Source organism: Niveispirillum fermenti, from assembly GCF_048066175.1.
Lineage (GTDB): Bacteria > Pseudomonadota > Alphaproteobacteria > Azospirillales > Azospirillaceae > Niveispirillum > Niveispirillum fermenti.
In genome coordinates this window covers 15,698-33,382 of record NZ_JBLTXA010000017.1, presented here as the reverse complement: position 1 = coordinate 33,382, position 17,685 = coordinate 15,698, and the positions used below count along the sequence as shown (strand labels likewise).

Below are 17,685 nucleotides of genomic sequence, written 5' to 3'. Positions count from 1 at the left end.
CGGAGCCCATGGATCGGCCCCGGCACGGTTTGCCGGGGCACCTTGCGCCATTTATGTGTCCGCAGAAAGGCCTTGGCGGTGATGTTCGGAGAACCGAAACGCAAATGCCGCCGATGGGCTGGTATACGGCATTCCATTGCTTTACAAGCGACTGCGGCTTTGTTTTCGAATCCGCTGCCAAGCGCGGCACCGCAGGAGAGGGGGAAAGGCACCCGTGCCCATGGCCGACTCGACCGTCCTGGGTCTGACCGCCGTCATCGTCGCGGTGACGGACGAGGTGCCGCGTGTGCTGGTGGTGCGGCGCATGACGCACAATCTGGCCACCCCCGAACAGCGCGATGCCACCGAAGGGCTGGACGCGCTGCCCTTCGGCCCGTTCGCGGCCGAGCGCGACCGCACGCTGGAACAGGGCCTGCGCCGCTGGGTGGAGGCACAGACCGGCCTGCCGCTACGCTATGTCGAGCAGCTCTATACCTTCGGGGACAAGTACCGTGACCCGCGCGAGCTGGAAGGGGGGCCGCGTGTAGTTTCCGTGGGCTATATGGCGCTGGCGCGCGAGGCGCCGCTGTCGGGCAGCGGGGCCGCGGAATGGCACGACTGGTACGATTACTTCCCCTGGGAGGATTGGCGCGATGGCAAGCCGGACATCCTGACCCGGACCATTGCGCCCGCCCTGTCGCGCTGGATCGCCGCCGCGCCGGACACCGCCATCGCCGCGGCCCGGGCCGAGCGTGTCTCCACCACCTTCGCGGAGGAGGAATTGTGGGACACCGAGCGCGTGCTGGAGCGCTACGAGCTTCTATACAGCGCCGGGCTGGTGGAGGAGGCGCGGCGCGACCGTGCCATCCGCCAGCGCCTGGGGCTGGTCCTGGACAATGGCCATCTGGATGAACCCGGTCTGGCCGCCCGCATGGGGTCGCCCATGGCGCAGGACAACCGGCGCATCCTGGCGGTGGCGCTGGGCCGCCTGCGGGGCAAGCTGAAATACCGGCCGCTGGTCTTCGATCTGCTGCCGCCGCAATTCACCCTGTTCCGCCTGCAGCGCACCGTGGAGGCCCTGTCGGGCGTGCAGTTGCACAAGCAGAATTTCCGCCGACTGGTGCTGGCCGGCGGGCTGGTGGAGGCTACCGGCACGCAGGAGGCCCGAACGGGCGGGCGGCCGGCCGAGCTGCACCGGTTCCGCCGCGACGTGCTGCGGGAACGGGTGGCGGCCGGCATCGGCCTGCCGCAGGTCCGCATGGTGGATTGAGGCCGGTGGGGATGATCGAAACCGACCGTCTGATCCTTCGCCCCTGGCGGGACGGGGACCTGGAGGCCCTGGCCGCCATCAATGCCGATCCCGCCGTCAGTCGCTGGCTGGGTGGGCCCATCACACGCGACATGACGGCTGCTGCCATCGCGCGGCAGCAGGAGTATCAGCAGCGGCTGGGCTTCTGCTATTGGGCGGCGTGCCTGCGGGACGGGGGCGGTCTGGTCGGCATGATCGGGTTGCAGCCCACACGGTTCGACGCGCATTTCACCCCCGCCATCGATATCGGCTGGCGTCTGGGCGCGGCATGGCAGGGGCGCGGCCTGGCGACGGAGGGGGCCCGCGCGGCGCTTGATTTCGGCCGGCGGCAGGCAGGCCTGTCCGATATCGTGGCCATCACCGCTGTCGGCAACCATGCCAGCCGGGCCGTGATGGAGCGGATCGGTCTGATCCGTGACGCTGATGGCGATTTCGACCATCCGTCGCTGGCGACGGACCATCCGCTGTGCCGGCACGTGCTGTATCGGTCGCCGGCCGCCTAAGCAGGTTCCTCCAGATCGGGCCACACATGGCCTGGCCTGGCCTGGAGGAACCTGCCGACTCCATGGTTTGCAGATTTTCCGAGCCCGCCCATCTGTGGGCGGCGTTCGGAAAATCTGCTTATACCAACTTGCGATGAGTAGAACTCATCGCAAGTTGGTCCGGCGGCGACGGCCGCCGCGCCGCTCGTGCGGTGCAGCCAAGCCAACGAATGTTGGCGCCGGCAATTGAGGGCGGTGACCAGAACCAATAGGTTCTGGTCACCGCAAAATAGTATTAGAGCCGTATTGCCGGTGATCGGCACCCGGGCCGAAAAAAACGGCGCCGGTGGCAGGAAACCTGCCAGCCGACGCCGCCACCCGGGTCGGGCCCCACCACGGACCCAATTCCACACCATGCTGCCCGCCTGTCGCCAGCCGGTGGAGAGCCCAATATCTCCGCCGCATGTGCGGGTAACCGGATTGCGAATCGCGTGCCAAGTGTGGTGCCGGTTGCCCGGCCTTCAGGATCAGGCACTTGGACGGCCGGACCGGGATGGTGGCGGCATGAACCTTGCCCAAAAGGGCGGCACTGGCGCGTAAATGGGCGGACCCTGCAAAAAAAGGAGGGCGGCCGGGGATGACCCCGACCGCCCACAAGGTCGACCGCCGTGAAATGACCGGACAACGGCGGTCGTAGAGGACCCTGATGGCCGGTACGGCCCCGCTGGGGCGCGGTACCGGGCGTGTGAAAAGTCATCCCGCCGGACGCAGGGCCGCGGCCTGGCGGGCCAGTTCGGTGATCGCCGCCCAGTTGCCATCCTTCACCAGCCTGGCCGGCGTCACCCAGGACCCGCCCACGCACATGACATTGGGCAGGGCCAGGAAATCGGGGGCTGTGGAGGCGGTGATGCCACCGGTCGGGCAGAAGCGGATCTTCGACAGGGGCGAGGCCACGGCCTTCAGCATGTCGATGCCGCCCACCACCGTGGCGGGGAACAGTTTCTGGTGATGGATGCCGCGCGACAGCAGATACATCATCTCTGCCGGGGTGGCGACGCCGGGCAGATAGGGGATGGTGCTGTCCAGCACCGCATCCACCAGGTCGGGATAGGCGCCGGGGCTGACGATGAACCTGGCGCCCGCGTCGGCCACATCCTTCACCTGCGCCTTGTCGATCACGGTGCCGGCCCCGACGACCGCGCCCGGCACCTTGGCCATGATGGCCATGGCATCCAGGGCCGCGGGCGAGCGCAGCGTCACCTCCAGCACGGGAAGGCCGCCGGCCACCAGGGCCTTGGCCAGCGGCTCGGCATCCTCCAGCCGGTCGATGATGATGACCGGGATCACCGGGGCAAGGCTGGCAATGTGGTCGATATCCATGCGCATCGGGGTCAGGTCCGGTCAGGCGGTGGTTGCGGGTGCGGCGAAGCAGGAGGCTCCCTGCTCCGCGCCGGTGGCAGCGGCGCGGAAGGCGCCGAACAGGTTGCGGCCCATGCCCCATTCATTGCCCGACAGGTCGGGCATGGTCACGGTGCGGGCGGCGAATTCGGCGGCATCGACCAGCACGTTCAATTCCCCGGTTTCGGCGTCCAGACGGATGATGTCGCCGTCGCGCACCTTGGCCAGCGGGCCGCCGCCCAGGCATTCGGGGGTGATGTGGATGGCGGCCGGCACCTTGCCGCTGGCCCCCGACATGCGGCCGTCGGTGACCAGGGCCACCTTGAACCCCTTGTCCTGCAGCACGCCCAGGCCGGGGGTCAGCTTGTGCAGTTCCGGCATGCCATTGGCGCGCGGCCCCTGGAACCGAACCACGGCCACCACATCACGGTTCAGCGCGCCGGCCTTGAAGGCGGCCTGCAGGTCGTCCTGGCTGTCGAACACGGCGGCAGGCGCCTCGATCATCCGGTGTTCGGGCTTCACGGCCGACACCTTGATGACGCCGCGGCCCAGATTGCCGGACAGAAGCCGCATGCCGCCCGTGCTGTCGAACGGGTCGGCGACGGGGCGCAGCACCTTGGTGTCGGCGCTCTGCCGGACGCCCAGGCGCCAGGTGGCGACCCCGTGATTGTCCAGGAAGGCGTCCTGGCGATAGGCATCCAGCCCATCACCGGCCACCGTCTTCACATCGCCATGCAGCAGGCCGTTGTCCAGCAGTTCGGAGATGACGAACTGCATGCCGCCGGCCGCGTGGAAATGGTTCACATCGGCCACGCCGTTGGGATAGACGCGGGCCAGCAGCGGGACGGCGGACGACAGGTCGCTGAAATCCTGCCAGTCGATCAGGATGCCGGCAGCGGCGGCCATGGCGACCAGATGCATGGCATGGTTGGTGGACCCGCCCGTCGCCATCAGGCCGATGACGGCGTTGACGATGGCCTTCTCGTCGATCACGTCGCAGATGGGGGTATATTCGTCACCCAGCGCCGTGATCCTCGCCGCCCGTTCGGCGGCGGCCACCGTCAGCGCGTCGCGCAGCGGCGTGTTGGGGTTGATGAAGCTGGAGCCGGGCAGGTGCAGGCCCATGATCTCCATCATCATCTGGTTGGAATTGGCGGTGCCGTAGAAAGTGCAGGTGCCCGGCCCGTGATAGCTCTGCGACTCCGCTTCCAGCAGGGCGTCGCGCCCCAGCTTGCCTTCGGCATAGAGCTGGCGGACCTTGGCCTTTTCCGGGTTGGACAGGCCGGACGTCATGGGGCCGGCCGGCACGAAGACCGCCGGCAGATGGCCGAAGGACAGCGCGCCGATGAACAGGCCCGGCACGATCTTGTCGCACACACCCAGATACAGGCCCGCATCGAACATGTTGTGCGACAGCGCGATAGCGGTCGACATGGCGATGACATCGCGGGAGAACAGGGACAGTTCCATGCCGGGCTGCCCCTGGGTGACGCCGTCGCACATGGCGGGCACGCCGCCCGCGAACTGCGCCACGGCCCCCACCTTGCGCACGGCGTCCTTGATCAGGGCCGGATAGCGCTCCAGCGGCTGATGCGCCGACAGCATGTCGTTGTAGGACGACACGATGGCGATGTTCGGCTCCATCCCGGATTTCAGCTTGGCCTTGTCATCGGGCGCACAGGCGGCGAAGCCATGGGCCAGGTTGCCACAGGCCAGCGTGCCGCGGCGCGGACCCTTGCCGGCGGCGGCGCGGGTTTGCTCCAGATATCTGGATCGGGTAGCGACGCTGCGCCCGACGATCCTGTCCGTGACGCGGCGGATGGCGTCCTGTGTCATCTCGAACTTCCTCCTTCAGGGGCGCCCGGTCATGGACGGGGGTTACGGCGCCCACCAGATGGAAACGGGAACCTGTTCCTGGTGCAGGACGGCGCGGACGGGGGCCGCCTCCATGGGGCCGGGTTGCAGCGCCATTTCCAGGACCTCCTTCTTGCGGGGCCCCGTTATCAGCAGGATCACCTGCTGTGTGCGCAGCAATTCCGGCCGGGTCAGGGTGATGCGGGCCGGCACGCCCCCGACCGGGGCCACGGCCGCCACCGCCAGGCCCAGCGACCCGGTCAACGCCTCTTCCAGGCCGGCGGCACCGGGGAAGAAGCTGGCCGTGTGGCTGTCCTCCCCCATGCCCAGCAGCACAAGGTCGTAGGGGCGTGGCATGGTGGCCAGCCGGCTGCTGGTGCGGGGCAGGCCGTCGGCCGGCGTGGTACCGACGCTTTTCAGCCCGACGACGGTTGCCCCCCCGGCCACGGCCGTGGCCAGGGTGCGGCGGACCATCGCCTCGTTGCTGGCCGGATCGTCCAGATCGACCCAGCGCTCATCCGACAGGGTCAGATAGACCTTGTCCCAAGGCAGGTCGATGCGATCCAGCCGCACGAACAGGTCGGCCGGCGTGGAGCCGCCGGACAGGACCAGCGAGGCCCAGCCATGATCGGCGACGGCTGCCACGATCGTCGCGGCGACATGGTCGGCCAGCGCCGCCACCAATACCGGCTTGTCGGCGAATGCCTTGAACTCATTGATATTCGGCATCGTTCCACCGCCGATCGTCGCGGGCCAGCAGCAGGGCGGCCGACAGCGGCCCCCAGCTTCCGGCCGGATAGGGTTCGGTCGCCTGGTCGGCATCCTTCCAGCCCTTCAGGATCGTGTCGATCCAGGCCCAGGCGGCATCCACCTCGTCCCGGCGCATGAACAGGGACGGGTTGCCCCGCACCGTATCCATCAGCAGCCGTTCATAGGCATCGGGATAACGATCCTTGAACGTTTCGGCATAGGAAAGGTTCAACGGCACGGAACGCAGGCGCAACCCGCCGGGGCCCGGCACCTTGGTCATGATGGACAGGTTCACGCCCTCGTCGGGCTGCAGGCGGATGACCAGCCGGTTGGCGGTCAGTTCGCCGGCACCACGATCGAACACCGAATGGGGTACGGCCTTGAACTGCACGACGATTTCCGAATAGCGGGTCGCCATGCGCTTGCCGGTGCGCAGATAGAACGGCACCCCGCCCCACCGCCAATTGTCGATTTCCGCCTTGATGGCGACGAAGGTTTCAGTGTTCGAGCTGCTGCCCAGTTCGTCGGGATATCCGGGGACGGACTTGCCCTCGATCGCGCCGGGCCGGTACTGGCCGCGCACGGTCTTGGCCTTCACATCCTGCACCGTGATGGGGCGCAGGGCGCGGAGCACCTTGATCTTCTCGTTGCGGATCATGTCCTCCGTCAGCGACGAAGGCGGCTCCATGGCCACCAGGCACAGCAACTGGAGGAAATGGTTCTGCACCATGTCGCGCAGTGCGCCGGCCTTGTCGTAATACTCGGCCCGCCCCTCCACGCCCACCTTCTCGGCCACGGTGATCTGCACATGGTCGATATAGCCGGCATTCCACAACGGCTCGAACAGGGCGTTGCCGAAACGCAGGACCATCAGGTTCTGCACCGACTCCTTGCCCAGGTAATGGTCGATGCGGAAGATCTGCTCTTCCTTGAAGATGGCGCCGACCTCGTCATTTACGGCGTTGGCCGATGCCCGGTCCTTGCCGATCGGCTTTTCCAGCACGACGCGCGTCTTCGGACAGATCAGGCCGGCTTGGCGGATGTTGCGGCAGATGGCGCCGAACAGCGCCGGGGAGGTGGCCAGATAGAAGACGCGGGCCTTCTCGCCCCCGTCCTTCAACGCCTCGGCCAGTTGCGGCCAGTGGCCGTCCGGCTTGGTCGCATCCAGCGCCACATAGGCGATGCGGCCCAGGAACCGGTCCAGCACGGCGGGGTCGATATCGTCGGCCGGCACGAACTGTTCCAGCGCCGCGGCAATCTGCTGGCGGAACTGCGCGGTGCCCTGGTCGGTGCGCGACACGCCCACGATGCGGCTGTCGTCCGTCAACTGATGGTCGCGCTCCCGATAGTAGAGCGCGGGCATCAGCTTGCGCAGGGCGAGATCGCCCGTACCGCCGAACACCACGTAATCGAAGGGGTTCACCTGCATCACATCAGCCATGGCACCCGGCCCGCCCGTTTCTTCGTCTTTCCAGCCGTTCTCCGGCCGCGACCGCGCGGAACCCCGCGCGGCCCTCTGCCTGTGAATGTAGCAGAATTACAGTCCGGGGCAAGCGGGCATTACGTGCAAGTATAGCGATTCCGGCTAAGGTGCGCATGTTTCGTCCCGCCACGCTGCGCTGCGGCGTAACTTTACTACGTTCCATGCCCTCTGAAAGGCATTTTGCACGCGCAATGATCAAAGCGGGGGAAACAACCGTGCCCCGCCATTACCGCCGATATGCCGGCCTTGCCAAATCCCGATGGATTTCGTGTAATTCCCTTACATCGCCGCATCGCCCGCGGCCCTTTCGGATTTGAAGGTTTGGGGAGCGCGACCGTGCTTGAACGTATCCGCGGCATGCAGGCCGGTCTCCGGCGGTCGGAACAGAAGATCGCCGAAGTGGTGCTGAAGCGCCCGCATTCGGTGGTCAACGCCTCTGTGGCGGAGGTGGCGCGCGAGGCGCAGGTCAGCCAGCCCACCGTCGTGCGCTTCTGCCGGTCCATCGGCTGTGCCGGTTTCCAGGATTTCAAGCTGCGCCTGGCCCAGGACCTGGCCACGGGCACCCCTTATGTGCATGAGGAGGTGCGGCCCGATGATCCCGTGGTTGATGTGGCGGCCAAGGTGCTGAACCGGTCCATCGCGTCCCTGACCCGTGTGCGCAACCACACCAATCCCGAGGCGCTGGAACAGGCGGTCAGCATCCTGACCGCGGCGCAGCGCATGGAATTCTACGGCTTCGGCGCATCGGGCGTGGTGGCCATGGATGCGCAGAACAAGTTCTTCCGGCTGGGCATCCCCTGCGTCGCCTATACCGACTTCCATGTGCAGGCCATGTCGGCCACCCTGTTGGGGCCGAACGCGGCGGCCCTGGTCATCTCCCATACCGGCCGCACGCGGGAATTGCTGCGGTCGGTCGATCTGGCGCTGGACAGCGGGGCCAAGGTCGTGGCCCTGACCAGCGGCGGGTCCCCGCTGGCGGAGAAGGCCACCGTGTCGCTGCTGGTGGATGTGGTGGAGGATACCAGCATGTACACGCCCATGGTCAGCCGTCTGGCGCATCTGGCCATGCTGGACGTGCTGCAGGTGGCTGTCGCCCTGCGCAAGGGCGTGAACCTGGCGGAAAGCCTTGCCCGGTCCAAGCGGCCGATCCGCGAGCGCCGGCTGACCCAGCGGGGCTGACGGGCGGGACGGGAGCGGGTGGCGGCGGTTGTCGATCCCATCTCCCTTGCCCCGGAAATATGGTAAACAGACCGACCCCTTCCCTGTCCAGGCCCGCCAATGTCCCTTGCCCTTTCCGCCGCCGAGATCGCCGCCATCACCGGTGCCAGCCATGGTGACATCTTCGCGGTGCTGGGACCGCACCGGTTCCATGACGGGTCGGACCGGGTCGCGCTGCGGGTGTTGCGCCCCGACGCGGACCGCGTGACCGTGATCGGCCCCGACGGGGCCGTCCGGCTGGAACTGGCCCGCATCGACCCGGCTGGCCTGTTCGACGGCACGCTGACGCTGGAACAGGCGACCGGCTATCGGCTGCGGTTGCACCGTGGCGACGCCGTGTGGGAGATCGACGACCCCTACCGGTTCCCGCCCCTGCTGGGGGAAATGGACCAGCACCTGCTGGGGGAGGGGCGGCATTGGCGCGCCTATGAGAAGCTGGGCGCGCATCTGGATGTGATCGATGGTGTGTCCGGCGTGCGCTTCGCCGTCTGGGCGCCCAATGCGCGGCGCGTTTCGGTGGTGGGGGATTTCAACGGCTGGGATGGCCGCATCCATCCGATGCGCCTGCGCCTGGGCGCCGGCATCTGGGAACTGTTCGTTCCCGGCGTGGCGGAGGGGGCGCATTACAAATATGAATTGCTGGACGCGGCGGGCCATCTGCTGCCGCTGAAGGCGGACCCCTATGCGCAGGCTGCCGAATTCCGGCCCGCCACCGCGTCCATCGTGACGCGGATCGACCGGCATGAATGGCGGGACGGGCAATGGCTGTCGGCCCGGGCCGCCCGCAATGCCCGCAATGCTCCGCTTTCGATCTACGAGGTGCATCCCGGTTCGTGGCGGCGCCCGGATGGCGGTTCCTATCTGAACTGGCGCGACCTGGCGGCGCTGCTGGTGCCCTATGTGCGCGACATGGGCTTCACCCATATCGAGGTGATGCCCGTGCATGAGCATCCGTTTGACGGGTCGTGGGGATATCAGGCCCTCGGCCTGTTCGCGCCCACCGCGCGGTTCGGCACGCCGGCCGATTTCCAGGCCTTCGTGGATGCCTGCCATCAGGCGGATATCGGTCTGATCATCGATTGGGTGCCGGGCCATTTCCCCACCGACGCCCATGGGCTCTACCGGTTCGACGGTTCCCACCTTTACGAGCATGCCGACCCGCGCCAGGGCTATCACCCGGACTGGAACACGGCCATCTACAATTTCGGCCGGAACGAGGTGACGAATTTCCTGACCGCCAACGCCCTGTTCTGGTTGCGTCATTATCACGTGGACGGGCTGCGGGTGGATGCCGTGGCATCCATGCTGTACCTGGATTACAGCCGCAAGGAAGGGGAATGGGTGCCCAACCGCCATGGCGGGCGGGAAAACCTGGAAGCCATCGATTTCATGCGCGCCATGAACGCCCTGGTCTATGGCACCGATGAGGGGCAGGGCGGCGGGGCCATCACCATTGCGGAAGAATCGACCGCCTGGCCCGGCGTATCGCAGCCCGCCCATGCCGGCGGCCTGGGTTTCGGGTATAAATGGAACATGGGCTGGATGCATGACACGCTGAAATACATGCAGCGCGACCCCATCCACCGCCGCCACCATCATCACGACCTGACCTTCGGCCTGCTCTACGCCTTTTCGGAGAATTTCATCCTGCCGCTCAGCCATGACGAGGTTGTGCATGGCAAGGGTTCGCTGCTGGCCCGCATGCCCGGCGACGACTGGCAGCGATTCGCCAACCTGCGCGCCTATTTCAGCTTCATGTGGACCCATCCGGGCAAGAAGCTGCTGTTCATGGGCGGGGAGTTCGCGCAGGCCCGAGAATGGAACCATGACAGCCAGTTGGACTGGCATCTGCTGGACGATCCGTTCGGCGGCCACTGGCATCGCGGCGTGCGCGACCTTGTCCGCGACCTGAACCGGATCTACCGGGACATCCCCGCCCTGCACGAGCGCGATTGCGAGGCGGAGGGGTTCCGTTGGATCAAGGGCGGGGCCGCGGATGAAAGCCTGCTGGCCTACAGCCGGCATGGCATGGCCGGGGATGCCGTGGCCGTCACGGTCTTGAACTTCACGCCTGTCCCGCGCGAACGCTACCGCGTCGGCCTGCCCCGTCCGGGGCGCTGGCAGGAGGTGCTGAACAGCGATGCCGCGGCCTATGGCGGCAGCGGCATCGGCAATGGCGGCAGCGTGATGGCACAGTCCCTGCCCTGGGACGGCCAGCCCTGCTCCGCTGAAATTACCGTGCCGCCGCTGGCCGCATTGGTCTTCGTGCCGGGCTGACCGGCTGGCGGCGTGGCTTTCCAGGCGAAGGAAAGCCGTACAACTACCTGATCACGGGCACCCGTGCTTCGGACTGCCAGAAGGACCAGCGCAGGCCGGCGCCAACGCTGACATTGGTCTTCTCGCGGAACAGGGGGCTGTCCTCGTTCGCGCTGCCACCGTAATAGCCGACCTGGGCCGCGCCGAACACCAGCAGCCGTTCGGTGACCGGATAGGCCAGGCCCAGCGTCGTCTTGGTGCCGATATAGCCGTTCTGTGCGCGGTAGGCGGGGCGATCCGGCGTCGCATAGACCGGGTCCACCTGATAGAAATAATCATTCACGCCGTCGAAGCCAAAAATGGGACCGATGGAGGCATAGCCCCGCATCTTCGTGCCGCCCAGCGACCGCTCGAACCAGCTCAATTCGGGGTTCAGGGTGATCCCCTCGTAATCGAAGCCGATGAAGCGCGTGGCGATGACGGCGCGCAGTTCGACGCCCAGGTCGATCTGCCGGCTGGCATCCCCAGGCAGGAAGTGCCAGGTCAGCTTCGGTCCCGCCTCGATCAGCAGGTCCAGGTCCGGCATGCCGCTGCGGGCCTTGTTGTCCTTGCTGTCGACATCGAAGGACCCGTCCAGCCCGATATCCAGTTCCAGCCGCCCCCCCGCCATTTCCTGGCGGGCGCGGATGAAGCCATCATCGCCGATGCGCAGATGGTCGCCGCGATAGATCAGGAAGGGAATGGGCAGGGCCTTGAACTGGCCCTCCGATGCGGCCGGGTAGTGGGCGATGTAACCGCCGGCCGCCAGCAGGCTGGCTTCCCACAGGGGGGCCGTGTCGTTCGTCGTCTCCATCCCGAATAGGGCGGATTGGGCGGCGGCACTGCCGGACAGGGCCAGCAGGGCGGTGCTCAGGGCGAGAAGGCGGCGCATCATCGGGGCACGGACGGACCGGTTTGTTGCAGGGGCGGCATAGCTCTATCGCATTGCCGTCCCCGCCGCCACTACCCCGAACGGATCAGCGCTTGCCGCGCGTCATGAAGGACTGGAACGCCGCCATGGCCTCCGGCGACCGCAGGCAGGCACCGAAAATGCCGGCCTCCTTGCGCATCGTGTCCAGGATCAGCGCCTGATCGGGCCGCATCAGCGCCTTGGTCTGGCGCAGCGCGCCGGCCGGCTTGGCTGCCAGGGCCGCGGCCTTGGCCCGAGCGTGCGCAGACAGATCGGCCGTGGGCACGATGCCGGACAGGATGCCGGTGGCCAGCGCCTCCTCCGCGCCGATCGGCTCGCCCAGCATCAGCATGCGGGCCGCCTGGGCATGCCCCATCGTGCGTGGCATGAGCAGCGAACTGGCCGCCTCCGGCACCAGCCCCAGATCGACGAAGGGCACATGCAGCCGCGCATCCGGGGCGGCATAGACGAGATCGCAATGCAGCAGCATCGTGGTGCCGATGCCCACCGCCATGCCTTCCACCGCAGCCACCAGGGCCAGCGGCGTCGTCGCCAGTTGGGCCAGGAAACGGAAGACGGGCGCATCCTCGCTGGATGGCGGGTTGGCCAGGAAGTCGCCGATATCGTTGCCGCCCGTGAAGAAGCCGCCCGCACCTTCGAACAGGATGACGCGCATGCCGGCATCCGGCGCAGTGCGCACGGCCTCGGCCATGGTGGCATACATGGCGGCCGTCAACGCATTGCGCTTGTCGGCGCGGTTCAGCGTGATGGTGCGGACCGCATCGGCGTCGCTCACCAATACATGGTCGGTCATGGCGTTATCCCTCCGGGCTCGGCTTTGGTTGGCATCAGGACGCCCGAAGCCGCCAGCCACGTCAAGACGAAACGCACGACCGTGCGGAAAGGGGCCGGCAGCGCAATTTCCCAGCGGCCGCCAGCCGGTCCGGATGGCGGTTTCGTTCTACCGGTCGTCGTGAAGTCGATGCTCCGGGGCGGTGCGGGCAAGCCCGGCCGGCCGTTACTTCTTGCGGAAAGCATCCAGTGCCACGACCGTGCCCGTGGGCTTGGGCTGATCGGACTGGTCATCGTCGGCAGGGGGCTCGTCGGTGGCGACAGGGGGTTCCGCCTCCGTCTCCTCTTCCACCAGAACGTCGGGTGCGTCGTCCGGCTGGAACTGCAGGACGAAGTTCACCGACGGATCGGCGAAGGTGATGATGGTGGACAGCGGAATCACCAGACGGCGCAGCACCCCGCCGAAGCTCAACGTCACGCCGAACCGGTCATTCTCCACCATCAGGTCGTAGAACTGATACTGCAGGACGATGGTCATCTCCGTCGGGTACTTGGCGCGGAGATAGTCCGGCAGTTCCACCCCTTCGGCATCGGTGCGGAAGGTGACGTAGAAATGATGCTCACCCGGCAACTGCCCGCCACGGCTCAGCACCTCGCGCAGGGCCTGTCTGACCACGCCACGCTTGGCGGCTTCGACCATGCGGTCATAGCGGAGCATTTCCTGCGACATCTGTAACCTGAACCCCTGGTAACGAACGCGACGGCAGATTGCCGTCCCCCACGGAACCAGACAAGCCTATTACGGGCGGATAATCAAGCCTCGGGCGCAAAAGGCGGGTATGGCCTGCACAGCCATGCGGTAAAGCACGGGCACGACGGGGGCATGCGCATGTGCAGACACACATGCATATGTGCAGATGCATCTGCAAAGATGGAAGGTGGGGGGATTCTGTTGCCCAGCTCCCCCCGGGCTGCGACTTAAGCAAACTGACTAACGCCCTTTAGGGGGAATTAGGCAGCCATGCGAAGGTCAGACGCCGAGTTATCGTTGGCATCTATGAGGTTTGACCCGATAACGGCGGTATCATGCCGAGAGAAGACTGTGCCTTTATTACGCGCGTCGATCCTGTTTCGCCCCCATGAACCGGCGGCCCTTGGCCCGATCAGGGGCCGGCCGACGGTGAATGGTGGAGGCGCCGGGTACCGCCCCCGGGTCCGCAACGTCTATTCCACACCGCGTTTATCTCCATAGTCGGGCGAACCCGACAAGACCTATATAGTCGGTCCGCCCGCCGGATTAAAGGGGGATCTTGAGCCCGGCCGGGTTCTCGCCCGGCGCCTTCAGGGCCGCATCGATCAGAACGACAGGTCCTGATCGATGCAGATGGGTACGCCGTCAGATCCGCAGCATGATCTTGCCGATATGGGTGGAGCTTTCCATCAGCCTGTGGGCGTCGGCGGCCTGTTCCAGTGCGAAGGTGGCGGCGATGACGGGGCGGACCTTGCCGGCCGTGACCAGGGGCCAGACATGGGTCCGCACGGCCGTGGCCAGTGCCACCTTCTGCACCGTCGTCCGGGCGCGCAGGGTGGAGCCGGTCAGGGTCAGGCGTTTCAGCATGATGGGGGTCAGGTTCAGCGCCACCTTGGGGCCGCGCAGGAAGGCGATGGTGACATGGCGGCCATCCATGGCCAGGCAATCGATATTGCGGGGCAGATAGTCGCCGCCCACCATGTCCAGCACCACGTCGACGCCGCGCCCCTGCGTCGCGTCCTTCACCAGGGCGACGAAATCCTGGCTGCGATAGTCGATGGCATGATCCGCGCCCAGCGTCGTGCAGGCGGCCACCTTCTCCGGCCCGCCGGCCGTGGCGAAGACGGTGGCACCCATCGCCTTGGCAAGCTGGATGGCGATGGTGCCGATCCCGCTGGTTCCGCCATGGACCAGCACGCTCTCGCCCGACACCAGCCCCGCCCGTTCGAACAGGTTGGTCCAGACGGTGAAGACCGTTTCGGGCAGGGCGGCGGCCTGCACCATGTCCAGCCCGTCGGGCAGGGGCAGGCACTGCCCGGCCGGCGCCGTGGCATATTCGGCATAGCCGCCGCCGCCCAGCAGGGCGCAGACCGTGTCGCCGATCTGCCAGCCCGTCGTTTCCGGCCCCACCGCCGCGATGGTGCCCGCCACCTCCAGCCCCGGCAGGTCGCTGGCGCCCGGCGGCGGCGGATACTGGCCCAGGCGCTGGATCACATCAGGGCGGTTGACCCCGGCGAACGCCACCTTGATCAGCACCTCGCCGGCGGCCGGCACGGGCAGGGGGCGGGTGGCGGGGACCAGCACTTCCGGTCCGCCGGGCTCCCGGATTTCCACGGCGCGCATGGTCTGGGGCAGGGTCATGGGGTTCTCCTGGCTTTGGCGGATGATTGCGATCCATGGTCTGATACCGCACAATGGCAGCAAGGCAAAGGCACCGGGACAGGGGGAACGACGATGGCTTTCGACCTGGATGAACTGCTTCCCGCCAGGAAGCCGTCCAAACCCGTCGACTTGGCGGGCCTGTCCATCGGTGACCTGAACGACTATATCGCCGCCCTGGAAGCGGAGATCGTGCGTGTCCGCACCGCGATCAAGGACAAGCAGGATGTCCAGACCGCGGCGCAGGCCTTCTTCAAGCGATAGGGCCGGGGTCTGGCGCGGCGGTCTTTCTGAATGCGGCCAGCACATGCACGCGCAGCGCGCTGGACAGGTTGCCCGTGCGCGTTGCGTCCACCCGTTCGATCAGCAGGTTCACGGCGATGCCCTCCGCGGCGGCCAGTTCCTTCAAGGCCTCCCAGAACGGTTCCTCCAGCGTCACGCTGGTCGGATGGCCGGCGATCATCACGGAGCGTTTGCGCACTTCGGTCACGGCGTCGCTCCCTTCGGGCCCGGTCAGGTCAGGTGCGGGCGGGCCAGGTAATCCTCAGCCTGCATTTCCATCATGCGGCTGACGGTGCGCTGGAACTCGAACGCATGTGTCCCCTCGGCATAAATGCGCTCGGGGGCCACCTCGGCCGCGATGATGGTGTTGACCTTGTGCTCATACAGCGCATCGATCAGGGTCATGAAGCGCTTGGCCTCGTTGCGCTGCGCTTCCGCCAGGCGCGGCACCATGTCGATCAGCACCGTGTGGAAATGTGTGGCGATGGCCAGGTAATCGCCGGCTCCCAGCGGGCGGGCGCATAATTCGTCGAAGGTGAACCAGGCCGCGCCCTTGGCACTGCGCGGCACTTCCACGGTGCGGCCCTGAACTGTCAGATGCGTGGCCTGCGGGTCCTGCCCGTCGGTCAGGTCGGCAAAGGTACGCCGCATGGCCTCTGTCGTGCCGGCCGTCAACGGATAATGGTAGACCTTGGCGCCCATCAGCCGCGCCAGCCGGTAATCCCGTTCGGATGCCAGGTGCAGCACGTCCAGCTTTTCCTTCAGCAGGGCGATGAAGGGCAGGAAAAGCTGGCGGTTCAGGCCGTCCTTGTAAAGATCCTCCGGCGGCCAGTTGCTGGTGGCCACGACCACGACGCCCAGGTCGAACAGGGCCGTGAAAAGGCGGCCCAGGATCATGGCGTTGGTGATGTCGGTGACGTGAAATTCGTCAAAGCACAGCAGCCAGCCGCGCGCCGCGATCTCGCGGGCCACCTCCACCACCTCGTCCCCGGCCTTGGCGCGGCCCTCCTGGCGGATGGCGTGCATCCGCTCATGCACGTTCAGCATGAAGGCATGGAAATGCACGCGGACCTTCTCCGCCACAGGCGCCGTTTCAAAGAACAGATCCATCAGCATGGACTTGCCCCGGCCGACATCGCCATAGATGTACAGGCCCTGCGGCGCCGGGTCCGGCCGGCGGGTCAGCCCGAAGCGCGCGCGCCAGCCCGTCTGCCCCGTGGAAGGACGGTATCCCTTCAGGGCGCGCCACAGGCTTTCCAGCTTTTCGGCGGCCAGTTCCTGGGCCGGATCGGCTTTCAGCGTGCCGGTGCCCCGGCGGGCGCGATAGACGGAGAGGGGGCCGTCGGTCATGGCGCTTTCACGAATAAGGTCAAGGGCTTCCGCACAAGGTGGTAACGGCCGGGACCGGGATGGACAAGTGCAGCGGCATTGACCCAGCCTTGCCGGGCCGGCGGGCGCATCGCCAATGCCTTATGCCAAGTCCCGGTGATCGCAACCGATCACCGGCATCTCAATCGCCGGCGCCCACATCCGTGGGCGTGCGCCGGCGCCCACATCCGTGGGCTTGGGCGTGCGTCGGCGCCCACATCCGTGGGCTTGGGCGACGCCGCATGTGCGGCGCGGCGGCGGCGACCGGTTCGGCAGCGGAATGGTTCATGCGAGATTTGCCAAATTGGTCGTTACATTTTTAACGAAATTATGTGCATTCATGCGCGTCATGAAATTGCGCATCCGTGTTCTTCCGGCCGCCCTTGCGGTCTTGCTGGTGTTGCCCGTCCTGTCGGCGGGCGCGGGGGCATCTGCTGTGCCCGGCTGCCATCTGCGGTTCGCCCTGGCCGATTTGCCGCCGTTCCAGTCGCTGAAGGATGGGAGGCCGGCCGGCATCGATGTCGAACTGGTGGCCGAAGTGGCGCGGCGCATGGATTGCCGCGTGGAATGGGAACAGGCTCCGCGCCAGCGGGCCATGGTGCTGTTGCAGGAAGGCAAAGTGGATGCCGTGGCCGGTGTCGCGCGGACGGCGGAGAGGGAGGCCATCGGCCTCTATTCCGCACCGCTGCGCCATGGCCGCAACGTGCTGGTCGTCCGCCGGGGCGAGGCGGCGCGCTTTCCCCTGGCCAGCCTGCGGGATCTGGCCGGCACGTCCTTCCGCCTGGGTATCGTACAGGGCAGCCGCTACAGCCAGGAGTTCGAGGATCTGGTCAATGACGGCGCGCTGGCCGGCAATCTGGTCGCCGTCCAGAACGGGGAAAGCGCCATGGCCATGCTGATGCGCGACCGGATCGACGGCTTCCTGGACGGTTACCGCGTCGCCATGGACCGGGCCGGCCGCCTGGACCTGGTGGACAAGGTGGAGGCGCATCCCATGCCCGTCAGCGGACCGGAGGCCTATGTCGTCTTCAGTGTCGCCGCGAAGCTGGACCCGTCCATTCCGGCCCGGTTCGATGCCGCGCTGGCCGCGATGCGGGCCGATGGCACCGTGGCACGCATCGTCGGTACAGGTGATAGCTGATCCGGGTTGAAAGG

Annotated in this window: 16 protein-coding genes and 1 other RNA gene; 6 read left to right on the top strand and 11 right to left on the bottom strand. The window is 66.8% G+C overall.

The window, feature by feature from the left end; genetic code table 11:
- Positions 1-220 precede the first annotated feature (220 nt).
- Together ACM9LZ_RS16460 and ACM9LZ_RS16455 are read left to right on the top strand one after the other, a co-directional pair.
- Positions 221-1,249, top strand: coding sequence for an NUDIX hydrolase (locus ACM9LZ_RS16460; protein WP_416620585.1), 1,029 nt, complete (start codon positions 221-223; stop codon positions 1,247-1,249).
- 11 nt (positions 1,250-1,260) lie between these two features.
- Entirely contained in the window at positions 1,261-1,791 is a 531-nt protein-coding gene (locus ACM9LZ_RS16455) for a GNAT family N-acetyltransferase (RefSeq protein ID WP_416620584.1), read from the top strand.
- 732 nt (positions 1,792-2,523) lie between these two features.
- Here the strand turns inward: ACM9LZ_RS16455 and eda are convergent.
- Genes eda through zwf form a run of 4 tightly spaced genes read right to left on the bottom strand, consistent with a single transcriptional unit; the run spans position 2,524 to position 7,213 of the window.
- Positions 2,524-3,156: a bifunctional 4-hydroxy-2-oxoglutarate aldolase/2-dehydro-3-deoxy-phosphogluconate aldolase gene (eda, locus tag ACM9LZ_RS16450; RefSeq protein ID WP_416620583.1), complete on the bottom strand. Its 633-nt coding sequence runs from the start codon at positions 3,154-3,156 to the stop codon at positions 2,524-2,526.
- 15 nt (positions 3,157-3,171) lie between these two features.
- The gene (edd, locus tag ACM9LZ_RS16445; protein ID WP_416620582.1) at positions 3,172-5,004 is read right to left on the bottom strand and encodes a phosphogluconate dehydratase; all 1,833 of its coding nucleotides are present in this window, start codon (positions 5,002-5,004) and stop codon (positions 3,172-3,174) included.
- Between the two features lie 42 nt (positions 5,005-5,046).
- Complete coding sequence (gene pgl / locus ACM9LZ_RS16440; protein ID WP_416620581.1) at positions 5,047-5,751, bottom strand: 6-phosphogluconolactonase; 705 nt, start codon at positions 5,749-5,751, stop codon at positions 5,047-5,049.
- Entirely contained in the window at positions 5,735-7,213 is a 1,479-nt protein-coding gene (gene zwf / locus ACM9LZ_RS16435) for a glucose-6-phosphate dehydrogenase (RefSeq protein WP_416620580.1), read from the bottom strand. Before zwf ends, pgl begins: the two co-directional genes overlap by 17 nt.
- Positions 7,214-7,591: 378 nt before the next feature.
- Here zwf and hexR point away from each other — a divergent pair, with 378 nt between their 5' ends.
- Together hexR and glgB are read left to right on the top strand one after the other, a co-directional pair.
- Positions 7,592-8,434: a transcriptional regulator HexR gene (hexR, locus tag ACM9LZ_RS16430; RefSeq protein WP_416620579.1), complete on the top strand. Its 843-nt coding sequence runs from the start codon at positions 7,592-7,594 to the stop codon at positions 8,432-8,434.
- Positions 8,435-8,533: 99 nt separating this feature from the next.
- Positions 8,534-10,750: a 1,4-alpha-glucan branching protein GlgB gene (glgB, locus tag ACM9LZ_RS16425; RefSeq protein ID WP_416620578.1), complete on the top strand. Its 2,217-nt coding sequence runs from the start codon at positions 8,534-8,536 to the stop codon at positions 10,748-10,750.
- Positions 10,751-10,793: 43 nt separating this feature from the next.
- On the opposite strand, the gene ACM9LZ_RS16420 is transcribed toward glgB, so the two are convergent.
- The 5 genes from ACM9LZ_RS16420 to ACM9LZ_RS16400 all read right to left on the bottom strand — a co-directional run bounded on the left by ACM9LZ_RS16420 (position 10,794) and on the right by ACM9LZ_RS16400 (position 14,862).
- The gene (locus ACM9LZ_RS16420) at positions 10,794-11,663 is read right to left on the bottom strand and encodes a MipA/OmpV family protein (protein WP_416620577.1); all 870 of its coding nucleotides are present in this window, start codon (positions 11,661-11,663) and stop codon (positions 10,794-10,796) included.
- Between the two features lie 82 nt (positions 11,664-11,745).
- Positions 11,746-12,492: an enoyl-CoA hydratase-related protein gene (locus ACM9LZ_RS16415; RefSeq protein ID WP_416620576.1), complete on the bottom strand. Its 747-nt coding sequence runs from the start codon at positions 12,490-12,492 to the stop codon at positions 11,746-11,748.
- A 204-nt stretch (positions 12,493-12,696) separates the two neighbouring features.
- Positions 12,697-13,200 carry an SspB family protein gene (locus ACM9LZ_RS16410; RefSeq protein WP_416620575.1) on the bottom strand — a complete coding sequence of 168 codons (504 nt, stop codon included), beginning with the start codon at positions 13,198-13,200 and terminating at the stop codon, positions 12,697-12,699.
- 207 nt (positions 13,201-13,407) lie between these two features.
- Positions 13,408-13,776: a transfer-messenger RNA gene (gene ssrA / locus ACM9LZ_RS16405) on the bottom strand.
- A gap of 90 nt (positions 13,777-13,866) precedes the next feature.
- Complete coding sequence (locus ACM9LZ_RS16400; protein ID WP_416620574.1) at positions 13,867-14,862, bottom strand: NAD(P)H-quinone oxidoreductase; 996 nt, start codon at positions 14,860-14,862, stop codon at positions 13,867-13,869.
- 93 nt (positions 14,863-14,955) lie between these two features.
- Between ACM9LZ_RS16400 and ACM9LZ_RS16395 the strand changes: the two genes are divergently transcribed.
- Positions 14,956-15,144, top strand: coding sequence for a DUF1192 domain-containing protein (locus ACM9LZ_RS16395; protein ID WP_416620573.1), 189 nt, complete (start codon positions 14,956-14,958; stop codon positions 15,142-15,144).
- On the opposite strand, the gene ACM9LZ_RS16390 is transcribed toward ACM9LZ_RS16395, so the two are convergent.
- Both ACM9LZ_RS16390 and zapE read right to left on the bottom strand, forming a co-directional pair.
- Positions 15,134-15,361, bottom strand: a complete 228-nt coding sequence (locus ACM9LZ_RS16390) for a ribbon-helix-helix domain-containing protein (RefSeq protein ID WP_416620628.1) — start codon at positions 15,359-15,361, stop codon at positions 15,134-15,136. The two genes, ACM9LZ_RS16395 and ACM9LZ_RS16390, sit on opposite strands and share 11 nt — an antisense overlap.
- A gap of 32 nt (positions 15,362-15,393) precedes the next feature.
- Positions 15,394-16,512 (bottom strand): cell division protein ZapE, encoded by a 1,119-nt coding sequence (gene zapE / locus ACM9LZ_RS16385; protein ID WP_416620572.1) that lies wholly within the window; start codon positions 16,510-16,512, stop codon positions 15,394-15,396.
- Positions 16,513-16,870: 358 nt separating this feature from the next.
- Between zapE and ACM9LZ_RS16380 the strand changes: the two genes are divergently transcribed.
- Positions 16,871-17,671, top strand: a complete 801-nt coding sequence (locus ACM9LZ_RS16380) for a substrate-binding periplasmic protein (protein ID WP_416620571.1) — start codon at positions 16,871-16,873, stop codon at positions 17,669-17,671.
- Positions 17,672-17,685: the final 14 nt, after the last annotated feature.

Excerpts from the sequence above, each read along its gene's own strand:
- ACM9LZ_RS16380 (WP_416620571.1), top strand. The coding sequence starts at position 16,871 with ATGCGCGTCATGAAATTGCGCATCCGTGTTCTTCCGGCCGCCCTTGCG.
- zwf (WP_416620580.1), bottom strand. The coding sequence starts at position 7,213 with ATGGCTGATGTGATGCAGGTGAACCCCTTCGATTACGTGGTGTTCGGC.
- ACM9LZ_RS16395 (WP_416620573.1), top strand. The coding sequence starts at position 14,956 with ATGGCTTTCGACCTGGATGAACTGCTTCCCGCCAGGAAGCCGTCCAAA.
- ACM9LZ_RS16420 (WP_416620577.1), bottom strand. The coding sequence starts at position 11,663 with ATGATGCGCCGCCTTCTCGCCCTGAGCACCGCCCTGCTGGCCCTGTCC.
- zapE (WP_416620572.1), bottom strand. The coding sequence starts at position 16,512 with ATGACCGACGGCCCCCTCTCCGTCTATCGCGCCCGCCGGGGCACCGGC.
- glgB (WP_416620578.1), top strand. The coding sequence starts at position 8,534 with ATGTCCCTTGCCCTTTCCGCCGCCGAGATCGCCGCCATCACCGGTGCC.
- ACM9LZ_RS16410 (WP_416620575.1), bottom strand. The coding sequence starts at position 13,200 with ATGTCGCAGGAAATGCTCCGCTATGACCGCATGGTCGAAGCCGCCAAG.
- pgl (WP_416620581.1), bottom strand. The coding sequence starts at position 5,751 with ATGCCGAATATCAATGAGTTCAAGGCATTCGCCGACAAGCCGGTATTG.
- ACM9LZ_RS16460 (WP_416620585.1), top strand. The coding sequence starts at position 221 with ATGGCCGACTCGACCGTCCTGGGTCTGACCGCCGTCATCGTCGCGGTG.
- eda (WP_416620583.1), bottom strand. The coding sequence starts at position 3,156 with ATGCGCATGGATATCGACCACATTGCCAGCCTTGCCCCGGTGATCCCG.
- ACM9LZ_RS16415 (WP_416620576.1), bottom strand. The coding sequence starts at position 12,492 with ATGACCGACCATGTATTGGTGAGCGACGCCGATGCGGTCCGCACCATC.
- edd (WP_416620582.1), bottom strand. The coding sequence starts at position 5,004 with ATGACACAGGACGCCATCCGCCGCGTCACGGACAGGATCGTCGGGCGC.
- ACM9LZ_RS16455 (WP_416620584.1), top strand. The coding sequence starts at position 1,261 with ATGATCGAAACCGACCGTCTGATCCTTCGCCCCTGGCGGGACGGGGAC.
- ACM9LZ_RS16400 (WP_416620574.1), bottom strand. The coding sequence starts at position 14,862 with ATGACCCTGCCCCAGACCATGCGCGCCGTGGAAATCCGGGAGCCCGGC.